Annotated in this window: 14 protein-coding genes; 4 read left to right on the top strand and 10 right to left on the bottom strand. The window is 43.5% G+C overall.

The genetic code is table 11. The features are described from left to right. Positions 1-41: 41 nt before the first annotated feature. From MTO98_RS24160 to mnmE, 5 genes are all read right to left on the bottom strand, one after another. Positions 42-1727: a RagB/SusD family nutrient uptake outer membrane protein gene (locus tag MTO98_RS24160; protein ID WP_243481549.1), complete on the bottom strand. Its 1686-nt coding sequence runs from the start codon at positions 1725-1727 to the stop codon at positions 42-44. Positions 1728-1739: 12 nt separating this feature from the next. Beyond that, positions 1740-5180, bottom strand: a complete 3441-nt coding sequence (locus MTO98_RS24165; RefSeq protein WP_243481550.1) for a TonB-dependent receptor — start codon at positions 5178-5180, stop codon at positions 1740-1742. Between the two features lie 284 nt (positions 5181-5464). Beyond that, complete coding sequence (locus tag MTO98_RS24170; protein ID WP_243481551.1) at positions 5465-6643, bottom strand: FecR family protein; 1179 nt, start codon at positions 6641-6643, stop codon at positions 5465-5467. 75 nt (positions 6644-6718) lie between these two features. Beyond that, positions 6719-7276, bottom strand: a complete 558-nt coding sequence (locus tag MTO98_RS24175; RefSeq protein WP_243481552.1) for an RNA polymerase sigma factor — start codon at positions 7274-7276, stop codon at positions 6719-6721. A 793-nt stretch (positions 7277-8069) separates the two neighbouring features. Continuing rightward, entirely contained in the window at positions 8070-9437 is a 1368-nt protein-coding gene (gene mnmE / locus MTO98_RS24180; protein WP_243481553.1) for a tRNA uridine-5-carboxymethylaminomethyl(34) synthesis GTPase MnmE, read from the bottom strand. A gap of 191 nt (positions 9438-9628) precedes the next feature. Here mnmE and MTO98_RS24185 point away from each other — a divergent pair, with 191 nt between their 5' ends. Next, a complete protein-coding gene (locus MTO98_RS24185) occupies positions 9629-10687 on the top strand; it encodes a nucleoid-associated protein (protein WP_243481554.1) in 1059 nt (352 codons plus the stop codon). A gap of 81 nt (positions 10688-10768) precedes the next feature. Beyond that, positions 10769-11062, top strand: coding sequence for a hypothetical protein (locus tag MTO98_RS24190; RefSeq protein ID WP_243481555.1), 294 nt, complete (start codon positions 10769-10771; stop codon positions 11060-11062). Positions 11063-11069: 7 nt separating this feature from the next. Here MTO98_RS24190 and MTO98_RS24195 read toward each other — a convergent pair whose 3' ends face one another. The 5 genes from MTO98_RS24195 to proS form a co-directional block, all read right to left on the bottom strand. Continuing rightward, positions 11070-11909 carry a TIGR02757 family protein gene (locus tag MTO98_RS24195; protein ID WP_243481556.1) on the bottom strand — a complete coding sequence of 280 codons (840 nt, stop codon included), beginning with the start codon at positions 11907-11909 and terminating at the stop codon, positions 11070-11072. Between the two features lie 19 nt (positions 11910-11928). Continuing rightward, positions 11929-12345, bottom strand: coding sequence for an SMI1/KNR4 family protein (locus tag MTO98_RS24200; protein ID WP_243481557.1), 417 nt, complete (start codon positions 12343-12345; stop codon positions 11929-11931). Positions 12346-12373: 28 nt separating this feature from the next. Continuing rightward, positions 12374-13513 (bottom strand): cystathionine gamma-synthase, encoded by a 1140-nt coding sequence (locus tag MTO98_RS24205; protein ID WP_243481558.1) that lies wholly within the window; start codon positions 13511-13513, stop codon positions 12374-12376. Positions 13514-13636: 123 nt separating this feature from the next. Then, a complete protein-coding gene (locus tag MTO98_RS24210; RefSeq protein WP_243481559.1) occupies positions 13637-14008 on the bottom strand; it encodes a four helix bundle protein in 372 nt (123 codons plus the stop codon). A gap of 173 nt (positions 14009-14181) precedes the next feature. Next, on the bottom strand, positions 14182-15654 hold the full coding sequence (proS, locus tag MTO98_RS24215) for a proline--tRNA ligase (protein ID WP_243481560.1): 1473 nt from the start codon (positions 15652-15654) through the stop codon (positions 14182-14184). 100 nt (positions 15655-15754) lie between these two features. Between proS and MTO98_RS24220 the strand changes: the two genes are divergently transcribed. Further along, positions 15755-16687, top strand: coding sequence for a hypothetical protein (locus MTO98_RS24220; RefSeq protein ID WP_243481561.1), 933 nt, complete (start codon positions 15755-15757; stop codon positions 16685-16687). Between the two features lie 33 nt (positions 16688-16720). Next, on the top strand, positions 16721-18202 hold the full coding sequence (locus MTO98_RS24225) for an OmpP1/FadL family transporter (protein ID WP_243481562.1): 1482 nt from the start codon (positions 16721-16723) through the stop codon (positions 18200-18202). Positions 18203-18269 lie beyond the last annotated feature (67 nt).

Genomic DNA, 18269 nt, shown 5'->3' on the forward strand with positions numbered 1-18269 from the left:
TCTGTCCTATATTATTGGAGTATAGGACAGAGTAATATAATTTACCAGCCAGGATTTTGTTTAAGCTTGTCTGGATTTAATGATATCTGCTTGGTTGGTATTGGCAGCAGATAGTTTTTGTTTACATCAAAGGCTCGTTGTGAGCTTGGTTGCAACACCTTATATCCATTCTCTAACTGCGCGGCCGGCGTGTTATAAAAATAACTATTATAGCTTGCGCCATCCAATGTAATGACTTGTTTTGACCACTCTGAGCCGGTGACTTTCACACTTAACACAGATTTTGGCAGTACCGTTTCTGCTGTTTTCCATCTGCGCAGGTCATCCCAGCGAAAACCTTCGAACGCTAACTCCACCGTTCTTTCCCGGCGGATCTCCGTCTGCATATTCAGGCCATTAGCAATTACCAGGGCATTGGTGAGGTGCGGCATGTTAACCCGATCCCGTAATAAATTTATAGACAGGTTAAGATCTGCATCAGAAATTGATCCATTACGTTCATAGGTTGCCTCGGCATAAATTGCCAGTACTTCTGCATAGCGGATAATATTCCAATCGAAAGCTCCACCGCCATCACCAGGGGTAGGCTCCTCAGATATAAACTTATACAGCATATAACCTGAGTTCACATTACGGTTATTATCTACCCCGGGCCACTGAGGACGATATTTATCGTATTGCGGACGGATAATTTTTATAGCCGGTAAAATCAAAGATTGGGCCATCCGGGGATCCCTGCCACGGAACTCTGTACGGGCTGAATCATACCCCTTAAACAGCGGTGATTTATCAATAGGTAAACCATCTTTACAGAGATACAGGTCTGCAACAGCTTTTGTGGGATTAAGGTTACCCCAGGATACGCCGTAAGCCCAGCCATTCACGTTAATAGTTGTACGATACTTTTTTGATATGATCGTCTCCGGGTTATCCATGCTGGAGTTATCAATAAACATCAACCGGTAGCTTGAGTCGCTCTTGGCTTTGTTTAGTGCATAAGCGTTGCTGTTGATCACATTTTTTGATTCTGTAATAGCCTGATCCAGCAAGGTGCTTCCATCACCGGTAGAATGAAATTTTCTCCAAGTACCTTCAAAAAGGCACACCCGCGCTTTAAAGGCTTGTGCCGCCTCTTTGCAGATCCGGCCTTTCTCTGCACCGGCCTTCACCGGCAGGTTGGTTATTGCATTGTTCAGATCGCTCACTATAAAGTTTAGTAGCTCATCACGGGTAGCGCGAGCACTAAATACCAGGGGATCGGTAGGCTGTAACACCCTATCAATGATAGGAACCCCTCCGTACAGGTCTAACAGGCGAAAGTAGTAATAAGCACGATAGAAATATCCTTCGCCAAGAAAAGGCTTAATATCGTTTTTGATAGAAGAAGTGGTTCCTTCAGCTATCAATTTATTTGCATTCCGAATAGCCTCATAGCTCTTGTCCCAGTTGTCGTCCTGCTCTGGTGCTACATATTTGCCCGAACTGATGGTATTAACCTCCGTTCCGAACGCGATATCCGAATTATTATCATTCATGTATGAACCTGAGTAATTAGGATCATCCAACGGAGAATTATAAAACCAGTTTGCCGCCAAACGGTAATCATTGGCAGTTTGCCAATAGGTAATATCTGAGATATTGGATTGTGGTTGAAGATCCAAGAACTTTTTACAACCCGTAGCCATGATGGCCAGAAAAATTATGCTGGAAATTTTAAGTGTTTTCATTGCTGCGAGATTTTAAAATTTAACATTTACGCCTATAGAAAATGTGCGGTACATTGGGTAGTTGTTCTCATAGTAATCCGTGTTATTCGCATCATCTGTAATTGTTGGTACCCGGGTTTCTTCAGGATCATACATGCCATTCCGCGTTCCTTTAGCAAACTCAAACAAATCCTGGCCGCTCAGGTAAAGCCTGATACTACGTAGCTTAAGCCGTGCAACCTGAATGTTGCTGAAAGTATAGCCAAGGGTGATATTCTTCATTCTCAGATAACGGGTGTTTTCAAGCCACAGGGAGGAGAACTGATAATTATTATTCTTCACAGTTTCGTTATTAGAAAGACGCGGGTACTCGGCCGATGGGTTCTCAGGAGTAAAGGTTCTGCCGTAAAAATAATCAAGCGGCTGGAACCAGAAGTGAGCCAGAGGCACGCCGAAGTTTCCGTTGCCTCTCCACACATATTTGTTACCTGTTCCCTGCATAATAAAGCTCATGTCGAAACCTTTATAAGCGAAGCCGCCTGTTAAGCTGTAGGTTAATTTAGGTATCTGGGAACCCAGGTATACCGCATCACCGCTAAGCCCCTTTGACTTATCGCCGTAAGTGGTGATCTGGCCATCGCCATCAATGTCCTGGTACATAACATCGCCTATGCCTAAACCGCCATAACCATTTGGTTGTGCAGAAGGCACAATACCTTTTCCGGCGTATTTTGAAGCATAATTATTCAGGTCGGCCTGGTTTCTGATCAGGGTGCCCTTGAACCCAAAATACGAGTCAAGCGGGTAGCCCTGCCTGGCCTGTGTTAAACCTAAATTATAGGAATCATTTCCTTTCAAGTCGGAAACAACGTTAGTGTTGTAATTTAAGATCGCGCCTACATTATATCGCACAGCACCAATCTTGTCAGTCCACTGGCCATTAAATTCCCAACCTTTACCCTTAAGCGTTCCCGCATTTGATGTAGGAGCTGCTGCCCCCAAGGTTGTAGGGTAAGTAATGCTTACCAACATGTTATTGTTAGTTTTTCTGTACAAATCAAATGACAAGGACAGTTTTGATGCAAACAATGAAACATCTAAACCCAGGTTCTTTGTTTCTATAGTTTCCCAGGTACGCAGCGGCGAAGAAAGGCCCTTAAGCGCAGCCAATCTGGAAGCTGTTGACCCATCAATAGGATACTGACCAAAAACATTGATCAACTGTACATAATCAAATAATCCTAACTGTGCAATATCCTGATTACCTGTTCTGCCCCATGACGCGCGAACTTTTAAAAGGTTGAAGGTATTATCGGTAAAAAGTTTCTTAAAGAATGACTCTTCCGAGATTTTCCATGCGGCGGATACACTTGGATAAATCGCGCTCCAACGCTTATCGGGAGCGAACTTGGAGCTACCATCTTTACGCAGTGTGCCTTCTAAGTAATACCTGCCTGCAAAAGCATAGCTGGCACGCCCGAAATAAGACCGCAAGGCCCAGGGATCACGATTCCAATCACTTGCATCACCGGCCCGCAGATTTTTGCTATCAGACAAAGGCAGGGTAAAAATCTCATTGCTGAAAAAATCCTGGCCCTGGATAAACTTCGCATCTTGAGTAAATTTTTCTTGCGAAGCACCCACCATAGCTTTGATCTCGTGTTTGCCAAATGTTTTGGAATAATTGACATAGGTACTGTAATTTTTGTAAACCGTGCTGGAATTCCTGAAGGTTGCCCTGTTTGGATTGTTACGTACCAGCAGGTTTGGTGTATTATCCCAATTATACTCTGTATTGGTTGGGTAGGTAGCTTCATCATCATAACGTTCCAGGTTTATACCAACCTGGCCTGTCCACACCAAACCCTTTATCGGTTCATAATCCAGCTTCACGTTGTTACTCCAACGGTTGTTTGTTGTTGTTTCATCACCACCTTTAATTAATTCCTGTACCGGGTTTTCATAACCCTGGTAGCCATAGTAATTGCCAGCCGGATTTTTTTCGGGCAGATAAGAAAACATCTTCAAACCGTTACTTATAGCATCATTTAACTCTGAAGGTGTACGGGTGTTCAGATAATCATAAGCCGTTGTCAGTTCTAACTTCAGTTTGTCGGTTAGGTTAGTCTGCAACGCGATGCGCAGATTATCCCGAACAGATGTATTGGTTCCTTCCGAGATATTACCGTTGTCGCGCATGTCGCCAAAAGACACCAGGTAAGAAGAGTTTTCGCCACCACCGGCTACACTGAAGTTGTGCGTTGGGCGGTATGCGGTTTTAAATAACCTGCCGTACCAATCATGGTTTTGGTAAAACATCGGGAATGATTCCACACTCCGGTTCTCACCTGGCCCCACGCCCGGGTCATTGGCTGCGATCTTCATCAGGGTCGAATCAGAGAATGTCTGCTTTTCACCGTCATTTTTATTCGCCTCGTTAAACATCCGGACAAAATGATCAGTGGTAGCAGCTTTTTTTCTCAAACCAACCTGTTTCATAGCTAAGTTAAATCCATAGCTTACATCAGGCGAGCTTGATCTTTTGCCCCTTTTGGTAGTAACCAGGATTACACCATCGGCAGCACGTGCGCCATATATGGCTGCGGTTGCATCCTTCAGCACCGTTATGTCTTGAATATCCTCGGGGTTGATCAGGTTAAGATCGCTGGGAATACCATCAATCAAAACCAGCGGAACATTACCATTAATGGATGATGCCCCACGGATGGTGAGTGCAAAGCCCTGCTGCCCCGGCTGACCGCTCGAACGCGTAATGCCCACCCCGGGGATCAAGCCTTGCAAACCGTCTAAAGCTCCTGTAACCGGGCGGCTTTGGATCTTACTACCGTTGATATGCGCCACCGCGCCAGTAAGATCGGCCTCTTTTTTAGTGCTACCATATCCAATAACTACCACCTCGTTAAGGCTACTTGCTGCCGGGTTAAGCTTAACATCTATTTTGGTTTGGTTATTTACAGAAACTTCCTGCGTTTGATACCCTAAAAAAGAAAACACCAGTGTTCCGGTTGCATTTGGTAGTTTGATCTGATACTCCCCTTTTACGTTGGTTGAAACAGCCATTCCGCTTTCTTTATGCCTAACAGTTACACCTGGCATGGGCATCTGCTTTTCATCGACCACGATACCCCGTACCTCAACAGCAATTGGTGCCGCAGATTGTACAATACTGGTAGCAGCTGTGTTTTTATCTGATATAACAATGGTCTTGTTATCAATTTTATAACTGAGCGGCTGCGATCTGAACAGCTCATCCAGCACCTGAAGTAACTCTTCCTGAGATACACTCAAAGTAACCGGCTTACTTTTTTCTGCCTGGTCATCAGTAATTACAAAATTGTACCCCGTTTGCTTTCGCACGTCCCGAAGTATACTGATCAGGTTTTTATTTGTTTTATTTATGGTTATCCTCTGTGCTAATGAATTGGCGCTCACCTGCACTAAAGAAACAATCATGATGATGATTGTAAGTCTCATAATTAGCCATAGTTTGGGTAATAACCTCCCGGTTATACCGGTTTGAATGGTATAAATTCTATACATTTGTTTTGTTTGGTGATGCAACATGCCCTTACTTTCCAGGCGAAGGCAGTTGCGGTTAAACAGTTGAATTAAGTAAATTGCGCCAAACGGCATCCAGGGTCCGATCTGATCGGACCCTGTTTCGTTGTCAAGACGGGTCTATTGTAATGCTTTCTTCATCTTTTGTAGGTTTAAATTGGTTGCTTATAATGGTTAAATTATTTCGTGACATAAACTTTTCGGCCGTTCACCTCAAAATGGATCTTTCCGGTAGACTCCAATATTTTCAGTACTGCTGATATATTTTCGAACTTTGAAATAGCACCGTTGAAGCGTACATCCGGAACATCTGCGCCGAATATAACCTCAACGTCATACCACCGGGCCACCGCTTTCATTAGTGGCCTGACAGGCTCACTTTCAAACATGAACTGGTCATTCTTCCATGCTACCACCAGTTCGGTATCAACCTCATCAATATTTAATTTGCCGGTACTGCTGCTAATAACTTGTTGTCCGGGCTTAATGATTGCCTGAGCATTTTTCCCGGCGGCGCGTATACTGCCCTCCAATAAGGTTGTTTTACTACCGCCATCGTCATGATAAGCATTTACGTTAAAGTGTGTTCCTAATACGCTGATCTGTTGGTCATCGGTTTGCACTATAAAGGGATGAGCAGAATCTTTAGCTACTTCAAAATAAGCTTCACCCTTCAGTTCAACCTTACGTTGCTTCATATTTCTGAAGTCTGCGGGATATCTTAACTGCGATGCCGCATTGAGCCATACTTTTGTCCCATCAGCTAAAACCACTTTATAATAGCCGCCTACAGGTGTCTGCAATGTATTAAGAGGAATTTCTTTATCAATATGATTATTATGCCTTTTAACATATTTTAATTGTCCGTCAGCCGTTTTTACAATACTGTTTCCAGCATCTTTGCCGATAAGGCCTGAACGTTGTCCCGCTAATGCGATACTTTGCCCGTCTGATAAAATCAAATACGCTTTATTTCCACCGGGCTTTACATCGTTATGTATTCTGTGTTCAGCGATAACAGGACGAGGCATGGAGTTGCGGAGGAAATAGTAGCTCCATGCTCCCAGAAGTAAAACCACACTCGCAGCTACAGAAATTTTAACCCAAAGAGTTCTTGTTGGCTTGGCAGGTTCTATCTGCTGTTTCAGATTGTTAAAAACACGGTCATACCGTTCGTTATTTCCGGTATTATAAGGGGCAGTAGCAAATGGATCATTTAATTGCTTACGCACAAGTTCCTGTAGCGTCTGATCGTCGGCCGTGCCGAATAGTTCCATCAACCGACGGATATCTTCAGGTTTACTTTCATTACGTAAAAATCGCTCGTACAGCTTGTTGAGGTTGTCTCTTGCTCCCAATTTAGTTAGGTTTTTTGAAGAGTACGGTTGAAAAGGCAATTAGGTCTGCTCGCCTGATAATTTTTTTTTAATAACTCAGCCTTTTAGTGATCTGGCGATCAGAGCCGCGGCAATGAGCATCAATGTCAACTCATTTTCCATGAAATAAGCTTTGAGGCTTTTGGTGCCTTTAACAACGTGATCACGTATGGTTGAAGTTGATACACCGAGCAGGCTACTTACTTCCTCATAAGACCGGCCCTCGATTTTAACCATCGCCATGACCTTTTTGCGTTGCGCAGGCAAAGACTCAAGCGCCTGATAAACTAATTGGCGATCGACCTCAGATGATATTGGATCATATATCTCGGTAACTGAATTGATCAGTTGCTCGCGGAGAGCCTTGTCATGCGCCAACCTGCGGTACAGATCAGTAATTAAGTTTTGGGCGATGATATGCACAAATGCACCAAAAGATTTATTGTGATCAATAAATGCTCTGCGTTCCCAGATCTTCAAAAAAACATCTTGCGCGAGTTCTTCTGCGATCTCAGCCGATTTGGTCAGATAATGAATTTTCCGGAAGATTGGATCGATATAATGCCTGTAAAGTTTTTCAAAAGCCTTTTCGTCCCCACTTTGCAGGTTTTTCATTAGCTCTTTCTCATTTACCAAGCGTACAAAACTCATCAGCGGTAACGTAAATATTCACGCTAAAGTTAATAATAAATATATGGGTAAAACAAGCAGATAAAAATAAACATAATCCCGCGGCCGGAAATTATAATCCTGAAATTTATTTACCCTACATGGTTACCTGCTGTTTTTATACTGAACCCGGCGAATTGGGCATTCAATGTATTCAAGCTCCTGGGCTTCGGTCTCATTGCGACAAACTAACAGCCTTCACCGAATCAGCTTCAATTACAGGCTTCCAATTAGGTTTACCTTGCTTGTCGGATATTCCGGCATGCTTGACCATGTTGTTCCGCCCCCATCTGACCAATAAGTTGTGTTGATGAAATGAAATTTTAAATATCTGGTTCAGGTAGATCGTATCGTCAAAATGTAACGGCACTCCATAAACTCTTGTCCGGAACGCATTGATCAACAGTTCCGGAATATCCACTCAGTGTTGTTTTCGCCCCAAAGTCTTTTCCGCAATACTGAAAAACCGTTGAATCCTAATGTTTGAAACCATCTTCTCTACCCTCTATAGTTACAAATAAACCAATTTAAGATTAAATAAGTTTAAATAAGACACGTTATCTCCCCTTTAAAATATGGCGAGGTACAAATTTCAAATTGAGGTACAACTGAGGTACAAAAATAAACAAAACAACGCGAAATAAACGAATAGCAATGCAAATAAAAAACCGCTTTAAATGCTGATTTAAAGCGGTTTACTATGTTTTATCATGTAATACTTTGCGGGCTTAAATATGTGTCATTTGCCGATACAAAACTTACTAAATATATTCTCCAACAAATCATCAGTAGTAACAACTCCAGTTATCTCACCAAGGTAATGAAGCCCCTGTTTAATATCCATCGAAAGGAAATCTGAAGTGATACTGCCATCAATACCACCCAACACCCTTACCAGCGCTTCTTCAGTTTTTTGCAGGGCTTCAAGGTGACGGATATTGGTTACCAGCGTTTCATCACCGCTGAGCTGGTCTTTTACTGCCGACGAGTAGATTTTGTGTTTAAGCTCATCAATATGTCGTTTTTCTTTGGCCGAAATAATGATCGCCCTGTCGGTATGAGGTAAGGCTGATAACTGTTCAGGACTAAGCAGATCGGCTTTATTCGCTACCACAAGCATGGTAATCCCAGGTTTTTGCAGGCTTTCTATGTCTTTATTTAGTTCTTCAATGGTAATTTCTGCCGCATCAAAAACATAAACCAATAGGGCCGACTGGCTAATCTTCTCCATGGTACGCTGTACCCCTATCTGTTCAATGGCATCGGTCGCTTCGCGAATCCCGGCGGTATCTATCAGCCTGAAATTAATGCCCTGTATGTTCAGTACTTCTTCTATCGTATCCCTTGTAGTACCGGGGATATGGCTTACTATGGCACGTTCCTCATTTAGCAGCGCATTCAGCAAGGTTGATTTACCTGCATTTGGCCGACCGGCTATTACTGTATTTACACCGTTTTTAATGGCGTTTCCCAACTCAAATGAATTGATAAGCCTGCCTACAATTTTAGTGATCTCATGGATCAGTTTTTTCAGTTGATCGCGGTTGGCAAACTCTACATCCTCTTCGGCAAAATCAAGTTCCAGTTCAATAAGCGATGCAAAATTTACCAATTGCTCACGCAAAGCTTGTAGCTGGGTGCTGAAGCCTCCGCGAAGCTGTTGTAAGGCCACCTGTTGCGACGCTTTAGAGTTTGAAGCGATCAGGTCGGCAACGGCTTCGGCCTGGCTCAGGTCGAGCTGGCCATTCAGGAATGCTCTTAGTGTAAACTCGCCGGGTTTGGCTGAGCGTGCGCCTTTTTTGATGAACAGCTTGATGATACTTTCAATAATATATCCCGAAGCATGACAAGAGATCTCCACCACGTTTTCGCGGGTGTATGACCGCGGACCAACAAACAGCGATACCAGCACCTCATCCAAAACCAACTCGCCATCGGCAATGCTGCCAAAATGGATTGTGTGCGATGCCTGTTTACTCAGGTCTTTCCCTTTAAAAACGCTGTTCGCAATAGTTATAGCATCTGGCCCCGAAAGGCGGATCACAGCTATGGCACCCACTCCGTTCGGTGTGGCAAGGGCTACTATGGTATCGGTATTATCTGTCATTTGAATCATTCATTGGGTCATTGAGTCATTTGGTAATTAGTATAGCCAACTGTTCGCAAAATGATCTCAGGGCAAAAGTAAAATAAAATAACAGGAACAATGAGCGGCCCGGCGATGAACTACTTTTCAATGACTTAATGACGCGCGAGCAAATGACCTAATGACTAAAAAACGTACCTTCGCAGGCAATTATGATAACTTTTTTTGAAGCCTCGCTCGAAACCATTTCGGTGCATCATGTTGGTAACCAATCTCAAGAAGAGATGTATGCCCTTTCGGAACAACCGCTGGAACTGAAGGATGAGGTCATCCCCAACCTGCTTATGCAGTATTTTCTGAAGCCCTTTGAAAAAGCGAATGAGGTTTACCACCTGATGCACAGTAGCGGCGATCTGGAATTGAACGAACTGCATCACTTTGCTACACAGGTATTTGATGACAATACTAAATTTCATGAGGCATCTGAGAAAATAGCGAAACATTTGTATAAGGTTACCAATCACCCGAACATCAAAGGCGGCGAGCTTTACGTGGTTTACTTCAATAAAGTACAAATTGAAGGCAACCCGCTGGATGCAATCGGTATATTCAAATCAGAAAATAAGGAAACTTATTTAAAAGTGTATCCTGATAAAGGTGGTTTCCAGGTTGATTACGAGCAGGACGCCATCAACATCAACAAACTGGATAAAGGCGTACTGATTTTTAACATCGAAAAAGAAAACGGTTACAAGGTAGTAGTGGTTGATAAAACCAACAACGGACAAGAAGCTGCCCGGTTCTGGAAGGATGATTTTCTGCAGTTAAAAATTCGTAACGACAGCTTTAACCAAACCAACAATACGCTCGGCATCTACAAAAACTTTATTACCGAAAAAATCGACGAGGAATTTGAGATGAGTAAAGCCGATAAAATCGACTTGCTCAACCGCTCTATGAAGTATTTTAAGGAGAAGGAAACTTTTGATATGGAAGAGTTCTCGAACGAAGTGATTGGCAACGAGCAGGCTATCGAATCGTTCAAAAACTTTAAAAACCAGTACGAGGAAGAGTTTGACAGTCCTATCGCTGATAATTTCATCATTTCAGAAAATGCTGTAAAAAAGCAAGCCCGTGTTTATAAAAGCGTTTTAAAGCTTGATAAAAACTTTCACATCTACATTCATGGTGATAAAGAACTGATTGAGAAAGGCTTTGACGATGGCCGGGCAATGAACTATTATAAAGTTTATTTTAAGGAAGAGGCATAATAATAAAAAATAGTAGATCATAGATAAACCTTTGTTTTTAGTGAGAGTCATACCTGCATTACTAAAAATAAACTTAATCACATGTCTGCCTTAAAAAACGTACTTATAACGCTGTCCATTTTGCTGATCCTTGCAGGTTGCAGTGTAAAACACTATACCATTGGAATGAGTGAAAGTGAATTTAAAAACTCAGAAAAGTATAACATCGAGTTGGTTGAAGAAACCTCGCAACATACGGTTTACAGACGGGTGGCTTCGGCAGACGCTCAAATGAAGCCGCTGTCATACCATTACTATTATTTCAATAGCGGCACATTAGTACGTACAGAACTTGTTGAAACGCCTAAACCAGGCATAGTGTTATTGAGCAAATAAATTTAAATTAAAACTGCACGCCCCACCGTTCTTCAATTCCTAAGCCAAACAAGGCAAAATCATATTTAACAGGATCCTTCGGGTCAAACTCGCGGAGCCTTTCAGTTAGTTCGACGGCAGTTTGCCAGTCGGTTTGTTTACGGTTGATGAGATTGAGTTTACGCGATACCCTGTCTACATGCAAATCAAGCGGGCAGATCAGGTCGGCAGGTTTAATGCGGTTCCAGATGCCGAAGTCAACACCATTATCGTCATGCCGCACCATCCAGCGTAAAAACATATTCAGGCGCTTGCAGGTTGATTTTTGCGACGGCGACGATACGTGTTTTTTTGTACGATGAGGAAAATCGGGCAAAGAAAAGAAGTATGAACGAAAGTAATTGAGTGCTACCTCAACTGCTGTCTCTTTTCCCTCCCCCTTTAGGGGGCCGGGTGGCACAAATGCGTCCTCCAACGATTCAAACTTTTCGTAATGCTGCCTGAAGAAAGCTATGAAATAAAGTGTATCCACATCGTTAAAGGTGCGGTGTTTAAACTTTAACAGTTTTTTAAGATCGGGTTCTTCATGGTTGATAATGAAATCATAAGGAGCACCATCCATTAAGGTGATGAGTTCCTTACATTTCTTGATGATGGTAACCCGTTGTCCCCAGGCTAAAGTAGCAGCCCAGAACCCCATGATCTCAATATCCTGCATCCTGCTAAACATATGCGGGATGGTCACCGGATCGTTCTCAATAAATTCAGGGCGATTATATTGGGCAACTTTGGCGTCGAGGAAGGTCTTTAGAGCTTCGGCCCCTATCCCTCTAAATGGGGAATTTTTCGTATCAAGTCCAATATTCATAGTGCCTCAAAGTTCACATTTAATATATTTCACGTGAACTGCTGTTTATCATGGCTATCGCTTCCATAAAAGTCAGAGCTATAGGTTCGTCAATGTGATAGTCGGTGGAATAGTCTTTAAAAATGCCTACCGCATTTCTATTAAAGCCAATAACATGGCTCATGATTAAAAAATCGCAAAAACCTATAATATTCTTATTCCCGCTTTCCACAAACTCTTTTATAATCCTATCGAGCGACCAAAAAGAAAACATATATTCCTGCCATTCATAACCGTCAAATCCGTTTACAACAGCATAAAGCGCTTTAAAATCATCAGGAAAGCTAAAACTTAGAATAGTTTCAGCTTTCTCGAAATCAGCATCAGTTGCGGGTGGGTTCATTTTCACCTCGCATTCATCCCAAAACGCAATAGCTTCCTTTATCCAATCTTCCATAAGAAAGTTTTGATTAAAGGCCCCTTTTTTAGCTCAGCGCCTGTTTAATATCCTCCATCAAATCCTCAATATCCTCAACCCCTACACTCAAACGCAACAGGTTATCAACTACCCCAGCTTTTTCACGTTCAACCTTAGGGATCGAGCCGTGGGTCATGCTTACCGGGTGATTAATTAATGATTCTACTCCGCCTAATGACTCGGCCAATGAAAATACTTTGAATGACGATGCAACGCGGAATGTTTCCTGCAGATCGGCTCCTTTAAGCACGATACTGATCATGCCGCCAAAATCGCGCATTTGTTTTTTGGCGATATCATGATTAGGGTGGTCGGAAAAGCCCGGCCAGTAGATTTTTTCAACTTTGGGATGCCCTTTCAAAAACTCAGCAATCTGCCTGCCGTTTTCGCAATGCGCTTTCATACGCAGGTGCAGGGTCTTTATGCCACGCAACACCAGGAAGCTATCCATTGGACCCGGCGTAGCACCACAGGCATTATAAATGAACCAAAGCTTTTTGTAAAGTTCCTCGTCGTTCAGCATTAAGGCCCCCATAACCACATCGCTATGGCCACCGATGTATTTGGTTACAGAGTGCATCACGATATCTGCTCCCAAATCAATCGGGTTTTGCAGGTATGGCGATGCAAAAGTATTATCAACCACAAAAAGCAGGTTCTTTTCTTTGGTGATCTTACCTATGGCTTCCACATCCACAATGCGCATGGTTGGGTTGGTAGGCGTTTCTATCCAAACCAATTTGGTTTTGTCATTTACGTGGGCACGCACAAGCTCCGGCTCAGACAGATCTAAAAAATGGAACTTAACACCATAATTGGCAAAAATCTTCGTAAAGATCCGATATGAACCACCATAAAGGTCGTTCCCGGTTATCACTTCATCGCCGGGTGCAAGCAGTTTCATCACCGCATCGGTAGCGCCCATACCGCTTGAAAAAGCCAAACCGAACTTAGCATTTTCCAAGGCTGCCAAACAGTCTTCCAAAGCCTTACGGGTTGGATTAGTACCGCGCGAGTACTCATATCCTTTATTATCCCCCGGCGATTTTTGCCAATAGGTTGATGTCTGGTATATCGGCGTCATGATAGCGCCGGTAGTTGGATCGGGCTCCTGCCCTGCGTGTATTGCTTTAGTTGCGAATTTCATATATGGTGAGTGGTTGATTGAGTTGATTAGGTGAGTGGTTGTGGTTGGTGAATAGTTGATTGGGGCAATTAGGTGAGTGGTTTGATTCTCCCTAATTAACTACTCACCTAATTGCCCCTTCACCTAATCAACTAACCCCTTTTTTGTTTTTAAATATTGAATGTAACCATTTATTAATCTCAGGCAACTTTCGTATTCCGCCTGAAAAGTTCGTAAGGTTTCATCAGTTATAATCTTTTCATCTAAGGCTACGATCAAATGGTCGAGTGTCTCTGTTAAGGAACCTCTCGCCATTATGCAAAAACGAATATTGTCCTGGTAATGAAACCTGCCATGCCCTTCGGCTAAATTATTGCCTATAGAACGAGAAGAACGAACAATTTGATCTGTCAGTCGGTACTTTTCTTCAACAGGAAACTCTTTTACAAGCCCGGATATCATATTTCTAATCTTTCTTGCTTGCTTCCATGTTTCAAGATCAGTGAATGAGGCCATCGAATATTAATTTAGTGATTGGTTATTTAGGTTAAACAGACGATAAAATTATTAAGAAACATAGACTACTGCAAATGGGGCTTAAAACCAACCATTCACCTAATCAACTCAATCAACCATTCACCCAAAATAAACCACTCACTCAATCAACCCAATCAACCACTCACTAAAACTTAATACGCCCTTGCGAAAAGCACCCTCTGCGTTGACGGTTTCCCTGTCAAAATACACTTGCCTACTTCCTGTTTATTATCCAAAGGTATGCAACGGATTGTCGCCTTAGTTTCCTCTTTTATCTTTTGTTCGGTTTCGGATGTACCATCCCAGTGAGCGCTCAGGAAACCCGGCTGCTCATCTAACAGGCGTTTAAACTTATCCCAGGTATCAACCTCGGTGGTATTTTCAGCACGGAAATCGAACGCTTTTTTGTAGATGTTGGTCTGGATCTCTTCAAGCAGGCTTTCTATTTTACCGGCAAGACCTTCCTGTGTGGTAGTTTCCTTGGTTTTAGTATCACGACGCGCCAGCTCAACGGTACCGTTCTGCATATCGCGGCTGCCTATGGCTACCCGTAATGGTACGCCTTTTAGTTCGTATTCAGCAAATTTAGCTCCCGGGCGATGGGTATCGCGGTTGTCAAACTTAACTGAAATGCCTTTGGCCTTTAGCTCTTTTTTCAACGAATCAACGTATGCGCTGATATTATCCAGTTCTTCCTGGTGCTTGTAAATCGGCACAACTACTACCTGTATTGGCGCCAGTTTTGGAGGCAATACTAAACCTGCATCATCACTATGGGCCATAATGAGCGCTCCAATCAAACGGGTTGAAACACCCCATGAAGTAGCCCAAACGTGCTCAATTTTATTTTCCTTATTGGTGAATTTTACGTCGAAAGCCTTGGCAAAATTCTGTCCCAAAAAGTGCGATGTACCTGCTTGCAAAGCTTTACCATCCTGCATCAATGCCTCAATGCAATAGGTATCCAAAGCACCCGCAAAACGCTCGTTAGCTGTTTTACGGCCTTTTACTACCGGTAATGCCATCCAGTTTTCGGCAAAGTCGGCATATACGTTCAGCATTTGCTCGGTTTCGGCTATTGCCTCATCAGCTGTAGCGTGGGCGGTATGGCCTTCCTGCCATAAAAATTCGCTGGTACGTAAAAACAAACGGGTACGCATTTCCCAGCGCATTACGTTTGCCCACTGGTTAACCAGGATAGGCAAATCGCGGTATGATTGGATCCAGCCTTTGTAGGTGTTCCAGATAATGGTTTCAGATGTCGGGCGGATGATCAGCTCTTCTTCCAACTTGGCTTCCTCATCCACAATAATATTTCCGTCGCCATCATTTTTGAGGCGATAGTGCGTTACAACGGCACATTCTTTGGCAAAACCGTCAACGTGGCTGGCTTCTTTACTAAAGAACGATTTGGGTATTAAAAGCGGGAAATAAGCGTTACTGTGGCCGGTATCTTTAAACATTCCGTCAAGCACCCCCTGGATCTTTTCCCATATCGAATAACCATACGGTTTAATGATCATACAGCCTCTAACCGGCGAATACTCGGCCATGTCAGATTTAATTACTAAGTCGTTAAACCATTGCGAATAATCTTCGTCTTTACTAATAACACCTTTGCTCATATTGATTGGATAGAATTTGGACTTCTGTAATTGTTGTATATTGCTGCCAAATTTATAAATTTAAAACTTATTTGACCTTGCACTTTTTACTTACCTGCATATGAAACGGAACATCGCGATAGGAATGTTTATTATCGGTGCCATGGCGCTGAGTTCCTGCTCTACAACCAAGCTTGCATCAAACCAAAGCAATGATAACGTTTATTTTTCTGACGCGCGCGCGGCTGATGAGCCTGTTTATGCACAGCAGCCTGCCTACAACCAAACCCCGGTTGCCCAGGAGGATACTTACAGCGATGATGACGATGATTACTTTTATTATGACGACTACTCTTCGCGCATAAACCGTTTCAGTTACTTCTCTCCTTTTGGTTACTATGATGATTTTTATTCGGCTTACAATAGTTACCCATACTACAGTTATGGCCTCGGCTACGGATATGGAGGCTTAGGCGGTTATTATGGCGGTTTGGGATATGGCTATGGGGGGTTAGGATATGGCTACGGCGGCTGGGGGTTAGGATATGGTGGCCTTGGCTTAGGATTAGGTTATGGTTACGGCGGCTACTACGGTGGCGGTTATGGATATGGCGGATACGGCGGTTATTATGGCGGCGGTTACGGTGGATATTATGGCGGCGGCTATGCCTCATCAGGCACAGCACGGCCTTACCGTGGCAATGGCAATCCGTTTGCAGGCAGTGGACGCCGCCCTGTTAGCAGTGCTGTTTCGGGCATAGGCTACGTTCCGGGAGGCCGCAACAGGCCATTAGGCAGCAGGACAAACACTTATAGCACCGGTAACAATAACGCGAATAGCAGCTATAACAACAATACAGGTACCCGTTATGCACGTCCTGCCCGTACCGATGCGGCACCTACACGTGATGCACAGCCGGTTTACAGGCAGCCCCAGGTTGAACGTACATCGCAGCAGCCATCGTACACACCGTCATCAAGCTCAAGCAGCGGCAGTTCGCGCAGTACCGGCAGCGGCAGTAGCGGAGGCGGCGGCAGACCATCAAGACCTTAAACCTAAATCTTATATTTTACTTACCTGAATTTTATGAAAATCAAGTATTTACTAAGCGTAATTGCTATAGTAGCAATTGCTAAAGATAGTTTTGCTCAATACTCACAGGATGCCATCAGGTTTTCAACCTTTCAAACCGGATCCACATCACGTATCAAGGCTATCGGCAACGCAGGTACAGCCATAGGCGGTGATTTGAGCTCGGTAAGCGGCAACCCGGCAGGTTTGGGCTTTTTTACCCACTCAGAGGTTAGTATTACTCCCGAGTATGATAACTCAAAAATAAGTTCAAGCTTTTTTGGGCAGGCAGGCAGTGCAAACCGTAACGATGTAAACATGAGCAATGCAGCCATTGTTTTTTATCAGCAGCTTACTACCCGTGGGCGCGATAAAAGCAAAGGCTGGTTAAGCATTAACTACGGGGCAGGATACAGCCGCACCAATAACTTTTATGAAAACGTTGCCTACGGCGGTACCAATCAAACAAGTTCAATCTCTGATTATTATGCTGGTATAGCCAAAGGAGAAGTATCGAAATACGGCAGCGTTAATCCTAACGGGCTCGATGGCTGGGCATATGATCATATATTGATAGATAATTTTGGTTCCGCATCTGATCCAAACTCTTATTCAAGTACAGTGAATGTTCCGGTAAGGCAACTGGCAGGGATTACCCGTACCGGCGGACAATCAGAATTTAACCTTTCATTTGGTGCCAACTACAGCAATAAGCTTTATGTGGGCTTGGGACTCGCTATCACCGATATCAGGTATAATTCCCACTCAAGGTTCACCGAAAACGGCAATGCTATTATAGCTAACGGTGGCAACCCGACCGATTTTTCATCAACCTTTGCACAGGACCAAAGTACCAGAGGCTCGGGCTTTAATGCCAAATTGGGTATCATTTACAAACCGGTACAAGCCGTACGCCTGGGTTTTGTGTTCACCTCTCCAACGTTTTATAATATTGACGATTCATACGCCGAGGGACTTGCAACACAATACAATGGAGGGAACAGCTATCGCAATGTATCTGATCCATACCAGCTAAGCTATAACCTGCGTACCCCGCTAAAACTTGCCGGCGGTGCAGCGGTTTTCATAGGTAAATACGGTTTCATCAGCGGCGATGTTGAGTATATTGATTATACCACTACACACCTAAGCACCAATGACAGCTACACCGCCGATGGCGATAACGGCGATATCAAATCGCTTTACCGCTCAACAGTAAACCTGCATGTTGGTGCCGAAATAAATGTGAACAGTATGGTTTATTTACGTGGTGGTTACAGCCAGCAGGGCAACCCAATGAAGGACCTGGGTAGCGATATTAAAACCGTTAGCGGCGGCATCGGTGTCCACTTCGGCGCTTATTTTATTGATGCTACCTATGCGAGGGTAACCGGTAATCAAACGATTTTCCCATACGATGTTGGCGCAACAAGTCCGTTTGCCGATTTGAAAAAAGTTAATAATAACGCATTCCTTACTTTGGGATACCGCTTTTAACCGTTGATTTTTTTGATTGATTACGCTGATTGCGTTGATCTGTTCAGCCTGTCTTTTCGTTATGAAA

It is taken from the genome of Mucilaginibacter sp. SMC90 (assembly GCF_022811725.1).
Classification (GTDB): Bacteria; Bacteroidota; Bacteroidia; order Sphingobacteriales; family Sphingobacteriaceae; genus Mucilaginibacter.

What these genes read in the sequence shown, in the direction of transcription:
- MTO98_RS24175 (WP_243481552.1), bottom strand. Translation starts at nt 7,276, where the DNA reads ATGAAAAACCTGCAAAGTGGGGACGAAAAGGCTTTTGAAAAACTTTAC.
- MTO98_RS24160 (WP_243481549.1), bottom strand. Translation starts at nt 1,727, where the DNA reads ATGAAAACACTTAAAATTTCCAGCATAATTTTTCTGGCCATCATGGCT.
- MTO98_RS24165 (WP_243481550.1), bottom strand. Translation starts at nt 5,180, where the DNA reads ATGATTGTTTCTTTAGTGCAGGTGAGCGCCAATTCATTAGCACAGAGG.
- mnmE (WP_243481553.1), bottom strand. Translation starts at nt 9,437, where the DNA reads ATGACAGATAATACCGATACCATAGTAGCCCTTGCCACACCGAACGGA.
- MTO98_RS24200 (WP_243481557.1), bottom strand. Translation starts at nt 12,345, where the DNA reads ATGGAAGATTGGATAAAGGAAGCTATTGCGTTTTGGGATGAATGCGAG.
- proS (WP_243481560.1), bottom strand. Translation starts at nt 15,654, where the DNA reads ATGAGCAAAGGTGTTATTAGTAAAGACGAAGATTATTCGCAATGGTTT.
- MTO98_RS24220 (WP_243481561.1), top strand. Translation starts at nt 15,755, where the DNA reads ATGAAACGGAACATCGCGATAGGAATGTTTATTATCGGTGCCATGGCG.
- MTO98_RS24190 (WP_243481555.1), top strand. Translation starts at nt 10,769, where the DNA reads ATGTCTGCCTTAAAAAACGTACTTATAACGCTGTCCATTTTGCTGATC.
- MTO98_RS24210 (WP_243481559.1), bottom strand. Translation starts at nt 14,008, where the DNA reads ATGGCCTCATTCACTGATCTTGAAACATGGAAGCAAGCAAGAAAGATT.
- MTO98_RS24205 (WP_243481558.1), bottom strand. Translation starts at nt 13,513, where the DNA reads ATGAAATTCGCAACTAAAGCAATACACGCAGGGCAGGAGCCCGATCCA.
- MTO98_RS24195 (WP_243481556.1), bottom strand. Translation starts at nt 11,909, where the DNA reads ATGAATATTGGACTTGATACGAAAAATTCCCCATTTAGAGGGATAGGG.
- MTO98_RS24225 (WP_243481562.1), top strand. Translation starts at nt 16,721, where the DNA reads ATGAAAATCAAGTATTTACTAAGCGTAATTGCTATAGTAGCAATTGCT.
- MTO98_RS24185 (WP_243481554.1), top strand. Translation starts at nt 9,629, where the DNA reads ATGATAACTTTTTTTGAAGCCTCGCTCGAAACCATTTCGGTGCATCAT.